We start from the raw sequence: 18,796 nt of genomic DNA on the forward strand, positions 1-18,796 counted from the left end.
TCCCTTCGGTCCAGCGACATGGTGCGGTCGCAACGTTACGGCGGCGTGAAATGGCCGGGGGTCCGTTCACCCCGCCTGCGGCAGGGCTGGAGCCACCCTCGTGATGAGCGGGTATTCGCAGCTCGGAGCCAGTTTGACGGGGCGTCGCCCTGGGCGGTGCGAGCGCTGATTCAACCACCCCCGCACATCTTCGGAGCACCGGAAGGCTGCTTGACGTCCACGGCGGGACGCTGGAAGTCTCCAGGACATGTTCGCGACGGCCGTTCCCACCGCTCGGCCGGTCCGCACCGGCGGCACCACCGCGCCGGCGGCGTGTCCGGGCCGCTGTCCTTCCGCCTGATCCGGCCTTCCCGGCCGGGGCCGGGCGTTCCGCCCCGCTCCGCCTCGCACCTCTGCGGCCCTCCTGCGCACAGCACGTCTCGCCCGGAGCCTTCCGAGGGCCGGAGTCTCTCTCAGCGTAATTACTTCCTCTCCGAGATTAATCAATCGGCCCAGGCCGTTCACACGCCCCGAAGGGATCTCCCATGTCTTCCACGACCACCGCCCCCGCCTCCACCGTCACCGTCCGAAAGATCGGCGGACGGATCGGCGCCGTCATCTCCGGAGTACGCCTCGGGGGTGATCTGGACCCGGCGACCGTCGCCGAGGTCCGGGCGGCCCTGCTGGCGCACAAGGTCGTCTTCTTCCGGGGCCAGGACCACCTGGACGAGGACAGCCACGAGGCGTTCGGCCGACTCCTCGGCACCCCGGTGGCCCACCCCACCGTCCCCTCCGCGGACGGCCGTTACTCCCTCGGCATCGACTCCGACCACGGTGGCCGCGCCAACCAGTGGCACACCGATGTGACCTTCGTGCCCGCCTACCCCGCCTTCTCGATCCTGCGTGCCGTCGTCGTCCCGCCGTACGGCGGGAACACCCTGTGGTCGAACACCGGGGCGGCGTACGCGGGACTGCCCGAGCCCCTGCGGGTGCTCGCCGACAGCCTGCGAGCGGTGCACTCCAACGACTACGACTACGCGGCGGTGCGCCCCGAGGCGCTGCCCGAGGCCCTGGCCCAGTACCGGGAGGTGTTCACCTCGACGAAGTTCCTCACCGAGCACCCGGTGGTGCGGGTGCACCCCGAGACCGGCGAACGGGTGCTGCTGCTCGGCAACTTCGTCCAGCGGATCAGCGGCCTGACGGGTCGTGACTCCCAGGCACTGCTCGGCCTGTTCCAGTCCCACATCGAGCGCCCGGAGAACACCGTCCGCTGGCAGTGGGAGGCCGGCGACGTCGCCATCTGGGACAACCGGGCCACGCAGCACTACGGGGTGGACGACTCCGACGCGCACGAGCGCAAGCTCCGCCGCGTCACCATCGACGGTGACGTCCCGGTCGGTACCGACGGCCGCTCCTCGAAGCTGATCAGCCCCGAGGAGGTCCCCGCCCCCTCGTACGGGATCCCGTCGGGCGCGTCGACGGCCTCGGAGCCGGAGCGGTCGCACGCATGACCGGCGGCTCCCTCCCGCTCGCCCCGGCGGACGGTGCACGGTCACCGTCCGCCGGGGCCGGCCCCCAGATCATCGTCATCCTCACGGACCAGCAGCGCTGGGACACGACCGGGGCGTACGGCAACCGCGCGGGGGTGACGCCGCAGTTCGACCGGATCGCCCGCGAGGGGACCCTGTTCGAACAGGCCATCACTCCCAACCCCGTCTGCGCTCCTGCCCGTTCGGCCCTCCAGACGGGCCGCTTCCCCACCGCGTCGGGTGTGTTCCGCAACGGCATCCGGCTCCCCGAAGGCATCCCCACGCTCGCGGCGGCGTGCGCGGCCGCCGGGTACACGACCGGCTACATCGGGAAGTGGCACCTGGCCGGGGAGGACGGCCCCGACGGTCCCGTACCTCGGGAACGGCGCGGCGGCTACGAGCGGTGGCTGGCCTCGGACCGTCTCGAGTTCACCTCGGACGCCTACCGCACGGTGGTGTACGACGAGGACGGCGAGCCGGTCCGGCTGCCCGGATACCGGTCGGACGCACTGATCGATGCCGCGATCCGCTTCGCGGCCGACCATCACGACCGCCCCTACCTCCTGTTCGTCTCCCTGCTCGAGCCGCACCACCAGAACGCCACCGACGATCACCCGGCCCCTGACGGTGGTCGCGGACGGTTCGAGGGCTCCTGGCTGCCGCCGGACCTGGCCGCCCTCTCACCGGGCGCACCGCAGGGTGGCGCTCACCGGCACCTCGCGGGCTACCTCGCCCAGATCCGGCGGGTGGACGAAGGCGTGGGCCGTCTGAGGGACGCGCTGCGGAGTCTCGGGACCGAGGACCGGACCGTACTGGCCTGGACCTCCGACCACGGGTCCCACTTCCGCACCCGCAACGGCGAGTACAAGCGCTCGGGCCACGACGCGTCGGTGCGGGTGCCTCTGGCGATCACCGGGCCGGGGTTCACCGGTGGCGGGCTCGTACGGCACCCGGTGAGCACGGTCGACCTGATGCCCACGCTGCTCGACGCCGCGGGCCTCCCCGTGCCCGGCGGCGTCCAGGGCCGGTCCCTGCTGCCGTTGACGGGCGGACGTCAGGACCCCGGACGCGCAGGTTCCGTCCTCGTGCAGATCAGCGAGGACAGGGTGGGGCGCGCACTGCGCACCGCGCGGTGGACCTATGTGGTGGACGCGCCGGACGCGGACGCGTGGAACGAGCCGGGCGCGGGCGAGTACAGGGAGACCGAGCTGTACGACCTCGAGGCCGATCCCCATCAGCTGGACAACCTCGCCGGGCTCGCCTCGCACCGGACGGTGGCGGACGGGCTGCGTGTGGAGCTGCTCGACTGGCTCGAGCGGGTCGAGGGGGTACGGCCCGCGATCCTGGACGCGGCCACCCGCCCCGCCGGGCAGCGTCGCGCGGAGTCCTTCCCCGGCACGGCCCCCTGGGAGGGCGTGCGGTTCGGACACCGCCCCGTCCACCGGCCGGAGACGGCGGTGGAGCGCCTTTGAGCGAAGCGGCCGGTGTGGTGGAACGAGTGCCCGGTGACGCCGATGGCGTCACCGGAAATCGGTGTGGCTAACATATGAGCACCGCCTAGCTCGAAAGATGGACTTGTGACTGCCACCGAGGACTCGTTCACCAATTGGAAGACCCGCGAGGAGATCGCGGAGTCGATGATCCCGATCATCGGGAAGCTGCACAGGGAGCGGGACGTCACGATCCTGCTCCACAGCCGCTCCCTGGTGAACAAGTCGGTGGTCAGCATCCTCAAGACCCACCGGTTCGCCCGCCAGATAGCCGGCGAGGAGCTCTCGGTCACGGAGACCCTGCCCTTCCTGCGCGCCCTCGCCTCCCTCGACCTCGGCCCGTCACAGATCGACCTGGGCATGCTCGCCGCGACCTACCGCAGCGACGGCCGGGGGCTGTCGGTGGACGCGTTCACCGCCGCGGCGGTGGCCGGGGCGACCGGGCCCGACAAGACGGAGCGGCGCGAGTCGCGCGATGTCGTCCTGTACGGCTTCGGCCGCATCGGCCGCCTCCTGGCCCGTCTGCTCATCGAGAAGACGGGCTCCGGCAACGGCCTGCGCCTGCGCGCCATCGTGGTGCGCCGGGGTGCCGGGCAGGACATCGTGAAGCGAGCCTCCCTGCTGCGCCGCGACTCCATCCACGGCCAGTTCCAGGGCACGATCACCGTCGACGAGGCGAACAGCAGGATCATCGCCAACGGCAACGAGATCCAGGTGATCTACTCGGACGACCCGACGTCGGTGGACTACACGGCGTACGGCATCAAGGACGCCATCCTCATCGACAACACGGGCCGCTGGCGTGACCGTGAGGGCCTGTCCCGGCACCTGCGGCCCGGCATCGCGAAGGTCGTCCTGACCGCGCCGGGCAAGGGCGACGTCCCCAACATCGTGCACGGCGTCAACCACGGCACCATCAAGCCGGACGAGCGGATCATCTCCTGCGCCTCGTGCACGACCAACGCCATCGTTCCGCCGCTGAAGGCGATGGCGGACGAGTACGGCGTGGTGCGCGGACACGTGGAGACCGTCCACTCGTTCACCAACGACCAGAACCTGCTGGACAATTACCACAACTCCGACCGTCGCGGGCGCTCGGCACCCCTCAACATGGTGATCACCGAGACGGGGGCCGCCTCGGCCGTCACGAAGGCGCTGCCGGATCTCAAGGCGAAGATCACCGGGAGCTCCATCCGGGTCCCGGTGCCGGACGTCTCGATCGCCATCCTCAACCTGCAGCTCGAGCGGGGCACCACGCGCGAGGAAGTCCTCGAACATCTCCGCGACGTGTCCCTGACCTCGCCGCTGCGCCGCCAGATCGACTTCATCACCGCACCGGACGCGGTGTCGAGCGACTTCATCGGCTCGCGTCACGCCTCGATCGTCGACGCCGGAGCCACCAAGGTCGACGGTGACAACGCGATCCTCTACCTCTGGTACGACAACGAGTTCGGCTACTCCTCCCAGGTCATCCGGGTCGTGCAGCACGTCTCGGGCGTGGAGTACCCGACCTACCCGGCGCCCGCCGTCTGACGCCCCCAGGGTCCTCGGCCTCCGGCGGGGATGCCGGGGACCCATGCCGGGGCGTCACCCTCACAGCAGATCCGCCTCCTCCGCTCCGGGGAGCGGCTGTTCGGCCCAGATGGTCTTGCCCGTGCCCGAATAGCGGGTGCCCCAGCGCCGGGTGAGACTCGCGACGAGCAGGAGGCCGCGTCCCCCCTCGTCGAACATCCGGGCGCGGCGCAGGTGAGGAGCGGTGCTGCTGCCGTCAACGACCTCGCAGATGAGCGCGGCGTCCCGGATGAGCCGCAGCCGGATCGGATCCCCTCCGTAGCGGATGGCGTTGGTGACCAGCTCGCTGACGACAAGTTCGGTGGTGAACGCCGCGTCGTCCAGGCCCCAGGCCGTCAGCTGCGCCGACGCCCGCTTGCGCGCGTTCGAGACGACGGCCGGATCCGCGGGCAGGTCCCATACGGCGTAGTGCCCGGCGTCGAGCCTCCTCGTCCGGGCGAGCAGCAGGGCCACGTCGTCGTTCTGCTGCCCTCTGAGCAGCGTGTTCGTCACGGTGTCGCAGGTCTCCTCCAGGGAGAGCCCCCGACGGCCGAGTACCGCGCGGAGCTCCGCCACGGCGGCTGCGGAATCGCTGCCGGCCGCATCGATCAGGCCGTCCGTGTACAGGGCGAGCCGGCTGTCCTCGGGCAGCTCGAACTCCGCCGCCTCGAAAGCGCTGCCGCCCACGCCGAGGGGCGGGCCGGGCGGCAGGGCGAGCTCCTCGACGGTGCCGTCGGGGCGGGCGAGCACCGGTTCGGGATGCCCCGCACGCGCCATGGTGCACGACCCGGTGGCCGGGTCGTACACCGCGTAGAGGCAGGTCGCGCCCGTCACCCGGGCGCCCTCGGGGCTGTTGGCCGGCTGCTCGCGGTCGAGCGTGAGCACCAGGTCGCCGAGCTGGGTGAGCAGCTCCTCCGGTGCGAGATCGACGTCCGCGAGCGTGCGTACCGCGGTGCGTAGCCGGCCCATCGTCGCGGAGGCGTGGACCCCGTGGCCCACGACATCTCCGACGACCAGCGCGACACGGGCACCGGAGAGCGGGATGACGTCGAACCAGTCACCTCCGATCCCGTTGCCTCCGGTGTTCGGCAGATAGCGTGCGGTGACGTCGACGGCTCTCTGCCTGGCCGCCCGGCGTGGCAGAAGACTGCGCTGGAGGGCGAGCGCCGTCTCCCGCTCCCTCGTGTAGCGCCGCGCGTTGTCCACGCACACGGCCGCGCGGGACACGAGTTCGGTGGCGAGCTGGAGATCGCCGGCACCGAAGGGCCTGGGCGTTCGGTGCCGGCAGAACTGCGCGACGCCGAGGGTGACCCCGCGCGCGCTCAGCGGCACGACGAGGACGGAATGGATCCTGTACCGCCGCATGGCCCGCAGGCGCGCGGGGTCGCCACTCATCCAGCGGGGCAGCGCGTCGTCGTCGACGAGCATGCGCACGGGCTCGCCGTGGACGAGCGCGCGGCCCACCACGGAGTCACGGTCGTACACGTGCGTCCCGCCCAGGGAGACGACCGCTTCCGGACAGCCTTCGAGTACGGACCCCTGGGCCGCCCTCTCGAAGCGGATCGGGCCCCTGCGACGGTCGGGTACGGCGTCGTCGCCGGCCACCACCTCCGAGAGCAGGTCCACGCTGACGAAGTCGGCGAACTCCTCGACGGCCAGTTCGGTGAGCTCCTCGGCGGTGCGCCCCACGTCGAGGGTGCTGCCGATGCGCAGGCTCGCCTTGTTCAGCACGGCCAGGCGCCGGCTCGCCCAGTACTGCTCCGTGGTGTCCATCATCACGACGCAGACACCCTGTACCTCGCCGGCGGGGTCCTTCACGGGCGAGAGCGCGGCCTGCCAGACGTGATCACCGTGCTGCGCCTTCAGGTGCATCTCGTACGTGGCGGCCTCGCCGGTCTCCAGCACGCGGTCGAGCGCCTCGGACAGCCCTTCGCCGCCCTCCAGGAACAGGCCGGGCTCGATCTCACCGGGCCGCAGGCCGAGCATCTCGGCCTCCGTCCTGCCGACCGAGGCAGCCCCGTTCGCCATGGCGAGCCGCTGGTCCCTGCCGAAGAACGCGACCGGGACGGGCAACTGCTCCAGGATCCCGCGGCGCCGCTCGTCGGACGCCACACCGGCCTCGGCGGGCCCGGCCGGCGGGGTGGCAGCGGAGTGTTCCCGCGGGCGTCCGCCGTTTCCGGGCGGGCCGGACGGGCCGGTCTCGTCCGCCGTCATGGGCCCATCACTCGTCCTCCCTCGGCGGGTCGCACGCGAACACGTGGTTCGGCCCTTGTCCAAGAATGCCCGCGTGTGACCTGGCTCTCAACCGTCGCGGGTGGTGCCATGGGCCGTTCGGGCGGGACCGCGACGCAAGTGCGAGGAGCCGTACGGATCCGGATCAGGAGGCGGATGTGAGCCGTGGCGCCGGGGCGCGGGCGGGATCGGGTCCCGTCCGCGCCCCGGTCTCCCCGGTCTTCCGACCGGGTCGGCAGGACCGGCCGGACCGGCAGGTTCAGCGGCGTGCGGGCGGCGCCGCGAGCGGACCGCCCTGGGCGAAGGCGAGCCGCGCGAAACGCTCGCCGATGCGGCGGTGGGTGACGGCGTCGGGGTGCAGTGCGTCAGGCAGCGGCAGTTCGACGGCATCCGCCTCGCCGTACAGCTCGCGACCGTCGAGGTAGTACAGATTCGGGTCCTCGGCCGCCCGCTGCCCGACGATCCGGTCGAGCTCGCGCCTGACGGCGACCAGCGTGAGTTTTCCCGCGGCGGCCTCGGCGGCATCCCCCGCGGCCCGGAAGCTCAGCTTCCCCTCGCCGAGCGCGTCGAGATCCGGGGCACTGGGGCCCGGGGTCTCCTCGTGGATGGGGCACAGGAGGGGCGAGACGACGAGCAGCGGCGTGCGGGGGTGCCCGTCGCGGATCGTGTCGAGGAATCCGTGGACTGCGGGGGTGAAGGCGCGCAGCCTCATGGCATCGGTGTTGACCAGGTTGATTCCGGCCTTGACGCTGATCAGGTCCGCGGGGGTGTCACGCATGGCCCGGGCGGTGAAGGGATCCAGCAGGCCGCCCCCGCCGAACCCCAGGTTGACCAGTTCCACCCCACCGAGCGCCGCGGCGAGCGCGGGCCAGGTGGTGGCAGGGCTCGCCGCGTCCGAGCCCTGGCTGATCGAGCTGCCGTGGTGCAGCCAGACGGCGCGGCCACGGTCGGGGGCGGGATCCGCCGGGGCGTCCGCGCGCAGGGAGACCAGTTCGGTGGTCTCGTTGTGCGGCAGCCAGATCTCCACCTCCTTCGGCCCCACCGGCAGACCGTCGAAGCGGACCGTGGCCACCGCTCCCGCCCTCGTCCCGGTGGTTCCGGTCGCCATGTCGATGATCAGGGCGTTGCCGCCCTCAGCCACGGCCTGCCCGGCGGGCCGGCCGTCGACGAGGAGGTCGTACACACCGTCCGGGCGCGGGGGCGCGCCCACGTAGACGCGCTTGGTGGGCAGCGTGTCCAGTTCCAGGACGGTGGCCCGGGTGCGCAGCGCGATCCGTACGCCGGACGGCTGGGCCTGCGCCATGGCGAGCTGGCCGTCGGTGTTCTGGGACCGGGCACGGGCAGGGAGCCGGTGCGGCAGCAGTCCGTGCTCGGTGCGCTCCAGGTCGAGGGCTCCGCGCAGCATCTCGCCGGTGAGGGGGATCGTGGTGAGAGGGGGATGGGTGGTCATTCTCGGCCGCCTGTCGGGTATGTGGGTGTCAGGTCCGGTGGAAGAGGCCGCGTCAGGGAGCGGGCCAGTTGCGCAACAGGGCGTCGAGGGCGTCCAGGACTCGTGACCAGGTCTCCTGCGTGCCGGGCTCGCTGTGGCTGAAACTCCCGCCCGACTCCAGGCTGATGTATCCGTGGAAGACACTGCCGAGCAGCCGGACGGCGTGGGTCTGGTCGGGTTCGCTCAGGTCGTACCCGCGGAGCACGGCCCGCGTCATTGCGGCGTGGCGACCGCCCGCGCTCGCCGCGGCCGTCTCCGGGTCGAGCCGGGTCTGCGCGGCGGCGTAGCGGCCGGGGTGCTCCCTCGCGTAGTCCCGGTAGGCGTTCGCGAAGGCCTCCAGCGCGTCCTTGCCCGCCCGCCCCGCCAGCGCCGCGGCCACGCGGTCGGCCATCTCCGCCAAGGCCAGGAGGGCGATCCTGGTCCTGAGGTCCTGGGAGTTCCTCAGGTGCGAGTAGAGGCTGGCGTCCTTGACGCCGAACTGCCGCGCGAGGGCGGCGACGGTCACCTTGTCGAAGCCGACCTCGTCGGCCATATCGGCTCCGGCCCGCGTCAGACGTTCAGCGTTCAGGCCCGCTCGCGCCATGGATACCACCCTCTTCGAGACGTGCGATCATGCGTTTCCCTAGTACCCCTAGGCAAATCACAAGCCACCCTAAGCGAATGCACCCCCGCCACCCACACCGGCGTGCCCCGGACCCCGCGAACCCCCTTCCCGACCCAGGGATGACGCGGACGGGGCGAGCGGGGCGAATACCCTTTCGCAACACCGATCTTCGATTTCGAAACTTTCGAAATGCCTGGCACTCCACCACGGCACACTTCTCCCCGCAGGCAATGAACGAACACCCCCACACGCCATATCATTCACGCTGAGCTGGTGTTTTCCGTCAACTCCGCCCGGCATCGGATTTCGACTCTTTCGGAATTCTCGCCGAAAGGATTGACACCTGACAGGGGCAGATCAAAACTGTTGGCCGTCGGCAGACCTCACCACCGCCGATCCAGGTCGCTCCTGACCCGGTGTTCCACCAGGCCGCCCTACGACGGCCTTCCACCGGTCCGGCCGGGCCGCGCACGACAGCACAGCTCGGCGTCACCCCGCCTCTCCATGCCCCCACCGAAGGCGGTCCCGCGCTGCCCGGACCCCTACCCGGCCCATCAGGACGAGGAGGAAGCACCCGCATGAACGACGCACCCGCCCGCTCGACGAGCCGTACCCACGGCCGCTTCAGACGGGCCATCCGCAACGCCGCCGCGGCCGTCACGGCCGTGGTGGCCGTACTGGCGCTGCCGGGCACGGCCAGCGCCGACACCGTCGTCAACTCCAACAAGACCGGGACGGACAACGGCTACTACTACTCCTTCTGGACGGACAGCCCCGGCACGGTCTCGATGAGCCTCGGGGCCGGCGGCAGCTACGGGACTTCCTGGAGCAACACCGGGAACTTCGTCGCCGGAAAGGGCTGGAGCACGGGCGGACGCAGGAGCGTGACGTACTCGGGCAGCTTCAACCCGTCCGGCAACGCCTACCTGACGCTGTACGGGTGGTCGACGAACCCGCTCGTGGAGTACTACATCGTCGACAACTGGGGCACCTACCGCCCGACCGGCACCTTCAAGGGCACGGTCACGAGCGACGGCGGCACGTACGACATCTACGAGACCACGCGGGTGAACGCCCCCTCCATCGAGGGCACCCGCACCTTCAAGCAGTTCTGGAGCGTCCGGCAGTCGAAGCGGACCGGAGGCACCATCACCACCGGCAACCACTTCGACGCGTGGGCCCGCAACGGCATGAACCTCGGCACCTTCAACTACATGATCATGGCCACCGAGGGCTACCAGAGCAGCGGCAGCTCCAGCATCGACGTGGGCGGCACATCGGGCGGCGGGGGCGGGGGCGGTGGGGGCGGCTGCACGGCCACCGTCAGCGCGGGCCAGAAGTGGAGCGACCGCTACAACCTGAACGTCACGGTCACAGGCTCCAGCAACTGGACCGTCACCATGAACATCCCCTCCCCCGCCAAGGTCCTCTCCACCTGGAACACCACCGCCACCTACCCGAGTGCACAGATCATGACCGCCAAGCCCAACGGCAACGGCAACACCTTCGGCACCACCATCCAGGCCAACGGCAACTGGACCTGGCCGACCGTCTCCTGCACCACGAACTGACCGGCCCGCCCACCCACGGGCTCTCCCTCCACGGGCGGCGCGCCCCGGCGTCGCCCGTGGAACCGGCCGTACACCCCCTCAGGACGAAGGACGAAGGAACCCGCATGCGCCTCTCCGCACGATTCCCGCTCCCCCGCGCTGTCACCGCCCTGGCGGTGACAGCCCTGGCGGCGACCACCGTGGTGGTGGCCGGCTCCGCCACCGCCACCGCAGCCACCCCCGCAACCGCCGCCGCCTGCAGCGGCTACGTCGGTCTCACGTTCGACGACGGTCCGTCGAGCAGCACACCCGCCCTGCTGAACGCGCTGCGGCAGAACGGGCTGCGGGCCACGATGTTCAACCAGGGCCAGTACGCCGCGTCGAACCCCGCTCAGGTGCGCGCCCAGGTGGACGCCGGGATGTGGGTGGCCAACCACAGCTACACCCACCCGCACCTCACGCAGATGAGCCAGGCCCAGGTGGAATCGGAGATCTCCCGGACCCAGCAGGCGATCTCCGCCGGCGGCGGGGGAACTCCCAAGCTGTTCCGCCCTCCCTACGGCGAGACCAACGCCACCGTGCAGGCGGCGGCCGCCAAGTACGGCCTCACCCAGATCATCTGGGACGTCGATTCGCAGGACTGGAACAACGCCAGCACCGACGCGATCGTGCAGGCCGCCGGCCGCCTCACCAACGGCCAGACCATCCTCATGCACGACTGGCCGGCGAACACCCTCGCCGCGATTCCGCGCATCGCGCAGGGACTCGCCGGCCGAGGGCTGTGCGCCGGAATGATCTCCCCGCAGACCGGCAGGGCCGTGGCACCGGACGGTGGAGGCACCGGCGGGGGCGGTGGGGGCGGCTGCACGGCCACCGTCAGCGCGGGCCAGAAGTGGAGCGACCGCTACAACCTGAACGTCACGGTCGCAGGCTCGAGCAACTGGACCGTCACCATGAACATCCCCTCCCCCGCCAAGGTCCTCTCCACCTGGAACACCACCGCCACCTACCCGAGCTCACAGATCATGACCGCCAAGCCCAACGGCAACGGCAACACCTTCGGCACCACCATCCAGGCCAACGGCAACTGGACCTGGCCGACCGTCTCCTGCACCACGAACTGACCGGCCCGCGGCCGGCGACACCGGTGGGGCGCCCCGGCCGTGAGCCGGCCGGCGTCCCACCGCCCAGCGAGGACCCGCGCACCGGGCACGGCGCCGAGTGGTCTCGTGGACCGGCGAAATCCTGCGTGCAGACCCTGACTTGGCCCCACGGCCGCGATACGGGGGTCAGGTTGCCTATTCTGTTCGTCAACTGATCAACGACGCCGCGCCATTCAGGAGTTCACCCATGTCCCGACCGGAGCACGACGCCCCTTCGCTGCGTATCGACACCAGCAAGCCCCATCCCGCCCGGATGTACGACTGGTTCCTCGGCGGCAAGGACAACTACCCGGTGGACGAGGCCATGGGCCGCCAGATGCTCGCCGTGGAACCCGGCGTCCCCGTCATGGCGAAGACGAACCGGGCCTTCATGCACCGCGCCACCCGCTGGCTGGCGGACCAGGGCATACGGCAGTTCCTCGACATCGGCACGGGCATCCCCACGGAACCCAACCTGCACCAGGTGGCCCAGCGGATCGCGCCCGACGCCCGCGTGGTCTACTGCGACAACGACCCGATCGTCCTGGCACACGCCGGCGCCCTGCTCAAGGGCACCGAGGAGGGTGCGATCGACTACGTCCAGGCGGACGCACGGAACCCGGAGTTCATCCTCGAGAACGCGGCCAGGACCCTGGACTTCGGGCAGCCGGTCGCCCTCTCGCTGATCTCCGTGCTGCACTTCGTCAGCGACGAGGACGGCGCGCACGAGGTGGTGGAACAGCTGAGCAAGGCGCTCGCGCCGGGCAGCCACCTGGTGCTCTCGCACATCACCGCCGACTTCGTTCCGGAGGAGGCCCGGAAGGTCAACGAGATGTACAAGGCCAACGCCCTCACCCTGGCGCCCCGCACCCGCGACGAGTTCGCCAGGTTCTTCGGCGGCTTCGAAATCGTCGAGCCGGGCATCGCCACGGCCGATGCCTGGCACCCCGAACTGGGTGAGCCGGTCGCCGGGCAGGAGGGCGTACCCGCGGCCGGTTACGTGGCCGTGGGCCGCAAGCCGTAGTCGAAGGGCGTGCCGCAGCGCGCCGCCGAGTGACCGGCCGTCCCCGGGAGGACCGACCCGGGGACGGCCGGGCCCGCACCCCTCACACCGCCCGGCCACCGGCCTGGCGCGAGCAGGAGACGACCACCACGAGCGGCCAGAACGACTGGGCGAACGTGATCACCCGCTCGGCCGCCCCCGCCGTGCCCAGCACGAACAGTGCGAGCAGGAACCACGCGCCGCCGAGCCACATCAGCGCCGCCGCCGTGACGGAGGGCACCGGGCGCAGCCCCCAGGGAACCGGGTCCGCGCGCAGCGGGATCGCCGCCCCAGGCCCCCCGTCGTACTCGCGGGCAACCGCGCCGCGGCCACGCCGCACGGCCAGCACCGGCCAGACGGCGAGCAGCGAGAACCCGATGGCCACGACCACGCCGTGGGAGAAGGACCCCCCACTGCTCGGTGCCGGGAACAGCGCCAGCAGCATCGCCGAGAGTCCGCCTGCGGCGAGCGCCACCCGCCCCGGGACGGCGGCGGGGCGCAACCCCCACGCGGTGGTCACATGGCAGGCGCCCAGTGCCAGCAGGGCCGACGTCATCACCCAGTACCCCCCGGCCCCGTCCGCGGCGAGGATGCTGATCGTGGAGGAGGCGGGATCGTAGCCGGGCCCCTGGAGTTCCGCGGAGACCGACCATCCACCGACGAGGAGGATCGGGGCGCTGATCGAGGAGAGCAGGGCCCACCAGGGCACGGATCGCATCGCTGCACGGTAGAACGTCCGCCCGGCCGAACGCCGGTGCACACGCAGGGGGAGGCGTACTCCGCACGCGACCGGGTAGACGGGTGACGCCGGATCAGATGGCGGGATTCCGAACGCCGCGCGCTCCGGTCGACGACGACGGCTCGTGCCCTGGTGAACCACCCCGGGCGTGGATCGAACCCAGAGGAGAACCCGCTGTGCTGACCCCCAGTCCGCAGGACCTGAGAGTGGCCCTGGCCCGTTACGCCGACGCCCGGATCGAGGACGCCCGGCGTCCGACCGAGGTGACGGCCCGGGCCCTCGAGGACGCCTCCTACACCCTGTGCGTGATGACCGGCACCCAGGCGGTCCGCCAGGCGCTCCAGGCCGCGGACTCCATGCTGGGCATGCGGGCCACCGTCTCCCCCGGGCTGCGCAGGCCCGTCGCGGCGCAGCAGGACGACAGCCTCCTCTCCGCCTGACCGTACGCGCCGGCGGGCGTACGGGTGGGGCCGCCCTTCGCGGCATGCCCGCCGTCGGCCTAATCCCGCCCGGCGGCGTCCTGGCACCGGGACGCTGTCCGGGTGGCGGAGAGCGGAGCTGGCGACGACCGGAAGACCGAGCGGCTGACCGCGCTGTCCGACGGGATCTTCGCCATCGCCATGACACTGCTGGTGCTCGACGTCCACGTCCCGCCCGGTCTGTCGGACAAGGGCTTCCGCGACGCGGTCGGCGACGCGGTGCCGGACCTGGGTGCCTACGCGTTGAGTTTCATGATCCTTTCGGCGTTCTGGCACGACAACAGGCGGATCGTGGCACTCGTCCCCCGGTTCGACGGCCCGGCTCTGCAACTGGCGCTCATCTGGCTCGGCACCATCGCGCTCATCCCCTTCCCGACGGCTCTGCTCTCGGAGTACGCCTACGAACCACTCGCCGTGGCGGTGTACGCGGGCTCCGTGAGCCTTACGAACCTGCTCGAGCTGGCGGTGCTGAGGACCGGCGTGCGATCGGCCGGACCGTCCGGTCCGGCCGATCGTGCGACCGTCCGGTCGGTGGCGGCCGACCTCTGCGGAACCGCCTGCGTCTTCGGGGCCACCGTCCCCCTGGCCTTCCTGCTCTCTCCGGCCGCTGCCATGTGGTCGTGGCTGGCGCTCGTACCGGTCAAGGTCGTGCTCGGCCGGCGCAGCCGCCGCCCGTACTCCTCCTGACCCGTACCTCTCCTGATCAGGGCGGGCCGGCGGCGCGCCGGTCGGGGGCGCCCGGTGGCACCCGCCGTCACTCCGTCGTGAGGACGAGCGACTCGTAGTAGGCGCCGAGCCTGCGCAGATAGAACAGGTCACCGGTGTCCTGGTCGCGCTCGAAGCGCGGCGCGTCCTTGATCTGCTCCTTGTCGCATCCGACCCTGATCACCCGTCCGCCGTCGTCGACGGCGGTGACCAGGCCGGCCGGGACGACGAAGCTCCTCCCGAACTTCCAGACCCCGGCGTCCACGACGAGGTGGTCGAAGCCCGGTACCGGGGAGAGCCGGACGACGGGGCCCACACTCCCGTCCCGCGCCTCGACCTCGTAGCCGATCACATCGTCCTCGATCGGCCGGCCCAGCTCCGCCCGGCAGTTCCAGATCCCTTCCATGACCTCCTCCTCCTGGCAGCCGGCCGGATCCGGCCGCCGGACCTTCCGTATGCCCCCGCGCGCGCGAGCGAAGCGGCCCGGACCGGTCTGCTGCCCGATCGGCCCTACGGCGCCATCTCGTACGCCCCCGAGAGGGCCTCGACCCGTGCCCAGACCCGCGCGGAGCGGGCCTCGTCGGCCACCGGGCGGCGCACCGCGGCGAGGGCCCATGCCTGCTGGGCGGCGGTGGCGGAGTCCTTGCCGTGCAACTCGACCGCGTGGGCGGAGAAGTCGCGGACCAGGACGGAGAAGAGCTCGTCGAGCACGTCCCCGTCCAGGGCGACGGAGCGGGCCTGTTCGAGGATCAGCTGGCCGTGGACGACCAGCGCGAAGAGCTGGCCGACCGACAGCAGGAAGTCCAGGTCGCGGCTCTGCTCCGCGTCGGGTGCCGACTCGGCGACGAAGGCGCACAGGGCGTCGGCCTGCTCACGGAAGCGGGCCACGTTCGGCAGCTCGGCGTAGGCGTCGAAGGCGGGACGCCAGTCGTGGAAGCGTACGGCCCCGAGGCCACGCGCGGGTCCCTGCCGGAAGAGGAAGGCGTCGTCGGCCGCGTCCTGACGGGATGCCACGGGCTCGTACGCCACCGGGTCCAGCAGGTGGTTGCGCATGAACTTCAGGATCAGGGCCAGGTTGACGTGGACCGTGCCCTCCAGCTTCGGCAGGCTCCTGATCTCCACCGCCGCCTGCGCGAAGTAGGTGTCCTTCTCGAAGCCCTTGGCCGCGATGACGTCCCACAGCAGGTCGACGACCTTCTCGCCCTCGGTGGTCACCTTCATCTTGGTCATCGGGTTGAACAGCAGGTACCTGCGGTCGTCGGGCCCGGCCGAGCGGAAGTAGTCGACCGCCCGGTCGCTGAACAGCTTCATGCCGGCGAGTCGCACGTAGGCGTCGGTCAGCTCACGCCGGACATGGGGGAAGGCGGTCACGGGACGGCCGTACAGCACACGGTTGTGCGCGTGTGTGACCGCCTCGTACATCGCGTGCTCGCTGATGCCGATCGAGGCGGTGCAGAGGTTGAACTTGCCCACGTTGACCGTGTTGAGCGCCGCGTCGAAGGCCGCGCGCCCGGTGTGCAGGACGTCGGCCGCGGCAACCGGGTAGCCCTCCAGGCGGAACTCGCTGACGTACTTCGACGAGTCGACGACGTTCTTCACCAGCCGGTACGCGGGGTGGCGGCTGTCGGCGGCGAAGAAGACGTAACCGTCGGGGCCCTCGACGTCCGTGCGGCGGCCGAAGACGGAGACGAGGCCCGCCGTGTTGCCGTTGCCTATGTAGTACTTGGACCCGGAGGCCAGGAAGCCTCCGTCCCCGTCCGGTTCCAGGAGCATGTCGGTGGAGTAGATGTCGGCGCCGTGCTCCTTCTCCGAAAGGCCGAACGCGAACACCTCGCCGTCGGCGAGCAGCCGGGCCGCTCGGCTGCGCGCGGCTGCGTTGTCGCTCTGCCATACGGGGCCGAGACCGAGGATGGTCACCTGCCACGCGTACCAGTAGTCCAGCCCGTAGAACCCGAGGATCTCGTTGAGCGCGGCGATCCGGGCGGTGTCCCAGCGCTGGTCCTCCCGCTCCGCCTCGGACGCGGGGGTGAGGAAGGTGGCGAACAGCTTCTCCTTCGCGGCGAACTCCAGGAACTCCCCCAGCCAGGCGCGGGAACGGTAGTCCTCGATGAGCCGGCGCTTTCCGCGCGCCTCGAACCAGTCGACGGTGGCGCGCAGCAGCCTGCGGGTCTCGGGGTCGAAGTGCGCAGGGTCGTAGGAGCGCGGATTGAAGAGCAGCGGGTCGGGCACGGTGGTACACCTTCCGGGATACGGGCGGGAGGATGCGGGGCGGATTCAGCCGCGCGGAGCGGCGGCGAGCCGGTGCAGGGTGGTGAGCACGTCTTCGAGCCAGGCGATCGTCATGCGTTCGTAGGCGATGCCGCCGCGCAGGACGACGTGCTGGAGTTCCTGTCCCCGGTCGAGGGGGACGGGTGCGTCCGGGCCGGTGAAGTCACGGAGCTCTCCCGCGAGGTAGCGCGTGAGCCGGTCGCTGTGGACCCGGTGGTGCCGCTCGACCTCCCCGAGCAAAGCGGCGGGGTCGTCGAAGGCGGCTCCGCGGATCTTCACGGCGAGGTCGTGGCGGAGGCTCTCGGGCTCGATCGGCTCGTGGAGCCAGCCGGAGAGGACGTCGCGTCCGGGAGGGGCGACGGAGTACTCCTTCTTGTCGGGGCGGCGCTCCTGCGGCACGTCGCGGACTTCGAGGAGACCGTCGCCCTCCATGCGTCCGAGGACGCGGTAGATCTGCTGGTGCGTGGCCGTCCAGAAGTAGCCGATGGACCGCTCGAACCTCCGGGCCAGCTCGTAGCCCGACCCGGGCTGCTCCAGCAGGGAGACGAGGATCGCGTGTTCGAGGGCCATGCCCCGATCGTTCTATGCAACTGGTTGCATAGCAAGAGAGCGGTGCGGGGTGAGACGCGCCTCACCCCGCACCGCCCCCGGAGAAGATGTCACCCGTCGCCCCACGGAGAGCCGTACTTCTCCCCGAGCGCCCGCGCCTCCTCCTCCGTCAGCAGACGCGGGGCGCGGTCGCCCAGTGCGAGAAGTAGGGCGGAGACCTCTTCGACCTCCACCGCGGCCTCCACGGCAGCGGTCATCGAGGGGCCCGGCAGGACCGGCCCGTGGTTCTGGAGCAACGCAGCGGGAAGGGCAGGCGGGCGACGTCCTCGGCCTGTTCCGGGTCGCCCCGCTCAGCGCGTTCGACACGATCGTGACCGACGGTCCCCTCGCGGAGGCCGCCAACGAGGGGCTGCGCGCGGGCGGTGCCGACCTGCGGCCGGCGAGCGCCTGACCCCCACCCGGGCGGTCCCGGTCGGGACCGGGACCGCCCGGGTTCAGAGAGCGTCCGGGTTCACTCCGGTGAGGCGGGCCGACTCCTCCCACAGGGCGCGCGCGGTGTCCATGTCCTGCGCGCGGACGGACATGCGGGCGGGTGCGGGCCCTCCCCTGGTCTCGCCCAGCAGCCGGGGCCCGTAGTAGCTTCCGCCGAGCGCGTCGGGCAAGGTCGCCGCGTACAGGACGGGCAGCGCACCCGCCGAGGGCCGTTGCGTGTAGAGGCGGGTCAGACGTTCCAGCTTCGCCGCCCAGGGGCGCCCCGCCAGCCGGGGGCCCGCCTGGCCGAGTTCCGTCGCGGACAGTCCGGGATGGGCCGCGAGCGACAGGATCGGCCGCCGGGCGGCGTCGGCGCGGCGCTGGAGTTCGGCGGTGAAGAGGAGGTTGGCGAGCTTGGACTGCATGTAGGCGCGCCACTTGTCGTAGCCGCGTTCCGCGTTGAGGTTGCCGAAGTCGATCCGTCCGGCCCGGTGACCCAGCGACGACACGGTCACGACGCGCGACATGCCTCCCGTTCCGAGGTGGGGCAGCAGGTGGTGGGTGAGCGCGAAGTGGCCGAGGTGGTTGGTGCCGAACTGCATCTCGAAGCCGTCGGCGGTGCGGAGCAGGGGCAGCGCCATGACTCCGGCGTTGTTCACCAGGAGGTCCAGCCGGCCGTCGGTCTCCTCGGCGATCCGGGCGGCGCCGTCGGCCACGGCGGAGAGGTCGGCGAGGTCGAGCGGGACCAGCCTCGCGTCGGATCGCGGTGCCGCACGGCGTACGGCGTCCAGCGCCCGGCTCCCCCGCTCGTGGTCACGGCAGGCGAGTACGGTCCGCGCGCCGGACCGGGCGAGGGCGAGGGCCGTCACGGCCCCGATTCCGCTGTTGGCGCCGGTGACCACCGCGGTGGTGCCGGAGAGGTCGGGCATGTCGTCGAGGTTCCAGGAGTGCATGGGTCACGCCTCCCCTGCGGAGGC

At 71.3% G+C, this 18,796-nt stretch carries 16 protein-coding genes and 1 pseudogene; 8 read left to right on the forward strand and 9 right to left on the reverse strand.

Features of this window, described 5'->3' with window-relative positions; all coding sequences use genetic code 11:
- The first annotated feature begins 524 nt into the window (after positions 1-524).
- The 3 genes from ACFXOA_RS12340 to ACFXOA_RS12350 all read left to right on the forward strand — a co-directional run bounded on the left by ACFXOA_RS12340 (position 525) and on the right by ACFXOA_RS12350 (position 4,531).
- Positions 525-1,490 carry a TauD/TfdA dioxygenase family protein gene (locus ACFXOA_RS12340; protein ID WP_385025663.1) on the forward strand — a complete coding sequence of 322 codons (966 nt, stop codon included), beginning with the start codon at positions 525-527 and terminating at the stop codon, positions 1,488-1,490.
- Positions 1,487-2,980 (forward strand): sulfatase-like hydrolase/transferase, encoded by a 1,494-nt coding sequence (locus tag ACFXOA_RS12345; protein ID WP_385025666.1) that lies wholly within the window; start codon positions 1,487-1,489, stop codon positions 2,978-2,980. The genes ACFXOA_RS12340 and ACFXOA_RS12345 overlap by 4 nt, the downstream gene beginning before the upstream one ends.
- 105 nt (positions 2,981-3,085) lie before the next feature.
- Positions 3,086-4,531, forward strand: coding sequence for a glyceraldehyde-3-phosphate dehydrogenase (locus tag ACFXOA_RS12350; RefSeq protein WP_385025669.1), 1,446 nt, complete (start codon positions 3,086-3,088; stop codon positions 4,529-4,531).
- A 60-nt stretch (positions 4,532-4,591) separates the two neighbouring features.
- On the opposite strand, the gene ACFXOA_RS12355 is transcribed toward ACFXOA_RS12350, so the two are convergent.
- The 3 genes from ACFXOA_RS12355 to ACFXOA_RS12365 all read right to left on the reverse strand — a co-directional run bounded on the left by ACFXOA_RS12355 (position 4,592) and on the right by ACFXOA_RS12365 (position 8,853).
- The gene (locus tag ACFXOA_RS12355) at positions 4,592-6,763 is read right to left on the reverse strand and encodes a SpoIIE family protein phosphatase (protein ID WP_385025672.1); all 2,172 of its coding nucleotides are present in this window, start codon (positions 6,761-6,763) and stop codon (positions 4,592-4,594) included.
- A 277-nt stretch (positions 6,764-7,040) separates the two neighbouring features.
- Positions 7,041-8,231, reverse strand: coding sequence for an SGNH/GDSL hydrolase family protein (locus ACFXOA_RS12360; protein WP_385025675.1), 1,191 nt, complete (start codon positions 8,229-8,231; stop codon positions 7,041-7,043).
- 52 nt (positions 8,232-8,283) lie between these two features.
- On the reverse strand, positions 8,284-8,853 hold the full coding sequence (locus ACFXOA_RS12365) for a TetR/AcrR family transcriptional regulator (RefSeq protein ID WP_385025678.1): 570 nt from the start codon (positions 8,851-8,853) through the stop codon (positions 8,284-8,286).
- Positions 8,854-9,452: 599 nt separating this feature from the next.
- Here ACFXOA_RS12365 and ACFXOA_RS12370 point away from each other — a divergent pair.
- From ACFXOA_RS12370 to ACFXOA_RS12380, 3 genes are all read left to right on the forward strand, one after another.
- Positions 9,453-10,445, forward strand: coding sequence for a glycoside hydrolase family 11 protein (locus tag ACFXOA_RS12370; protein ID WP_385025681.1), 993 nt, complete (start codon positions 9,453-9,455; stop codon positions 10,443-10,445).
- A gap of 104 nt (positions 10,446-10,549) precedes the next feature.
- Positions 10,550-11,548: a polysaccharide deacetylase family protein gene (locus ACFXOA_RS12375; RefSeq protein ID WP_385025684.1), complete on the forward strand. Its 999-nt coding sequence runs from the start codon at positions 10,550-10,552 to the stop codon at positions 11,546-11,548.
- 226 nt (positions 11,549-11,774) lie between these two features.
- Positions 11,775-12,590: an SAM-dependent methyltransferase gene (locus ACFXOA_RS12380; protein ID WP_385025687.1), complete on the forward strand. Its 816-nt coding sequence runs from the start codon at positions 11,775-11,777 to the stop codon at positions 12,588-12,590.
- Between the two features lie 82 nt (positions 12,591-12,672).
- Here the strand turns inward: ACFXOA_RS12380 and ACFXOA_RS12385 are convergent, their stop codons facing one another.
- Entirely contained in the window at positions 12,673-13,326 is a 654-nt protein-coding gene (locus tag ACFXOA_RS12385; RefSeq protein WP_385025690.1) for a DUF998 domain-containing protein, read from the reverse strand.
- A gap of 197 nt (positions 13,327-13,523) precedes the next feature.
- On the opposite strand from ACFXOA_RS12385, the gene ACFXOA_RS12390 reads away from it, so the two are divergent.
- Together ACFXOA_RS12390 and ACFXOA_RS12395 are read left to right on the forward strand one after the other, a co-directional pair.
- A complete protein-coding gene (locus ACFXOA_RS12390) occupies positions 13,524-13,787 on the forward strand; it encodes a DUF5133 domain-containing protein (RefSeq protein ID WP_385025693.1) in 264 nt (87 codons plus the stop codon).
- A gap of 102 nt (positions 13,788-13,889) precedes the next feature.
- Positions 13,890-14,513, forward strand: a complete 624-nt coding sequence (locus tag ACFXOA_RS12395) for a TMEM175 family protein (RefSeq protein ID WP_385025696.1) — start codon at positions 13,890-13,892, stop codon at positions 14,511-14,513.
- A 67-nt stretch (positions 14,514-14,580) separates the two neighbouring features.
- On the opposite strand, the gene ACFXOA_RS12400 is transcribed toward ACFXOA_RS12395, so the two are convergent.
- From ACFXOA_RS12400 to ACFXOA_RS12420, 5 genes and pseudogenes are all read right to left on the reverse strand, one after another.
- Positions 14,581-14,937: a hypothetical protein gene (locus tag ACFXOA_RS12400; RefSeq protein WP_385025699.1), complete on the reverse strand. Its 357-nt coding sequence runs from the start codon at positions 14,935-14,937 to the stop codon at positions 14,581-14,583.
- Between the two features lie 104 nt (positions 14,938-15,041).
- On the reverse strand, positions 15,042-16,760 hold the full coding sequence (locus tag ACFXOA_RS12405) for an acyl-CoA dehydrogenase family protein (protein WP_385025702.1): 1,719 nt from the start codon (positions 16,758-16,760) through the stop codon (positions 15,042-15,044).
- A 45-nt stretch (positions 16,761-16,805) separates the two neighbouring features.
- Positions 16,806-17,369 (reverse strand): PadR family transcriptional regulator, encoded by a 564-nt coding sequence (locus tag ACFXOA_RS12410; RefSeq protein ID WP_385025705.1) that lies wholly within the window; start codon positions 17,367-17,369, stop codon positions 16,806-16,808.
- Positions 17,370-17,458: 89 nt separating this feature from the next.
- Positions 17,459-17,703, reverse strand: a pseudogene (locus ACFXOA_RS12415) (aldolase); the annotation flags it as partial.
- A gap of 139 nt (positions 17,704-17,842) precedes the next feature.
- Positions 17,843-18,772 (reverse strand): oxidoreductase, encoded by a 930-nt coding sequence (locus ACFXOA_RS12420; RefSeq protein ID WP_385025708.1) that lies wholly within the window; start codon positions 18,770-18,772, stop codon positions 17,843-17,845.
- Positions 18,773-18,796: the final 24 nt, after the last annotated feature.

The sequence above is a fragment of the Streptomyces sp. NPDC059166 genome (assembly GCF_042755185.1).
GTDB lineage: Bacteria > Actinomycetota > Actinomycetes > Streptomycetales > Streptomycetaceae > Streptomyces.

Excerpts from the sequence above, each read along its gene's own strand:
- ACFXOA_RS12340 (WP_385025663.1), top strand. The coding sequence starts at position 525 with ATGTCTTCCACGACCACCGCCCCCGCCTCCACCGTCACCGTCCGAAAG.
- ACFXOA_RS12345 (WP_385025666.1), top strand. The coding sequence starts at position 1,487 with ATGACCGGCGGCTCCCTCCCGCTCGCCCCGGCGGACGGTGCACGGTCA.
- ACFXOA_RS12355 (WP_385025672.1), bottom strand. The coding sequence starts at position 6,763 with ATGACGGCGGACGAGACCGGCCCGTCCGGCCCGCCCGGAAACGGCGGA.
- ACFXOA_RS12360 (WP_385025675.1), bottom strand. The coding sequence starts at position 8,231 with ATGACCACCCATCCCCCTCTCACCACGATCCCCCTCACCGGCGAGATG.
- ACFXOA_RS12365 (WP_385025678.1), bottom strand. The coding sequence starts at position 8,853 with ATGGCGCGAGCGGGCCTGAACGCTGAACGTCTGACGCGGGCCGGAGCC.
- ACFXOA_RS12370 (WP_385025681.1), top strand. The coding sequence starts at position 9,453 with ATGAACGACGCACCCGCCCGCTCGACGAGCCGTACCCACGGCCGCTTC.
- ACFXOA_RS12375 (WP_385025684.1), top strand. The coding sequence starts at position 10,550 with ATGCGCCTCTCCGCACGATTCCCGCTCCCCCGCGCTGTCACCGCCCTG.
- ACFXOA_RS12380 (WP_385025687.1), top strand. The coding sequence starts at position 11,775 with ATGTCCCGACCGGAGCACGACGCCCCTTCGCTGCGTATCGACACCAGC.
- ACFXOA_RS12385 (WP_385025690.1), bottom strand. The coding sequence starts at position 13,326 with ATGCGATCCGTGCCCTGGTGGGCCCTGCTCTCCTCGATCAGCGCCCCG.
- ACFXOA_RS12400 (WP_385025699.1), bottom strand. The coding sequence starts at position 14,937 with ATGGAAGGGATCTGGAACTGCCGGGCGGAGCTGGGCCGGCCGATCGAG.
- ACFXOA_RS12410 (WP_385025705.1), bottom strand. The coding sequence starts at position 17,369 with ATGGCCCTCGAACACGCGATCCTCGTCTCCCTGCTGGAGCAGCCCGGG.
- ACFXOA_RS12420 (WP_385025708.1), bottom strand. The coding sequence starts at position 18,772 with ATGCACTCCTGGAACCTCGACGACATGCCCGACCTCTCCGGCACCACC.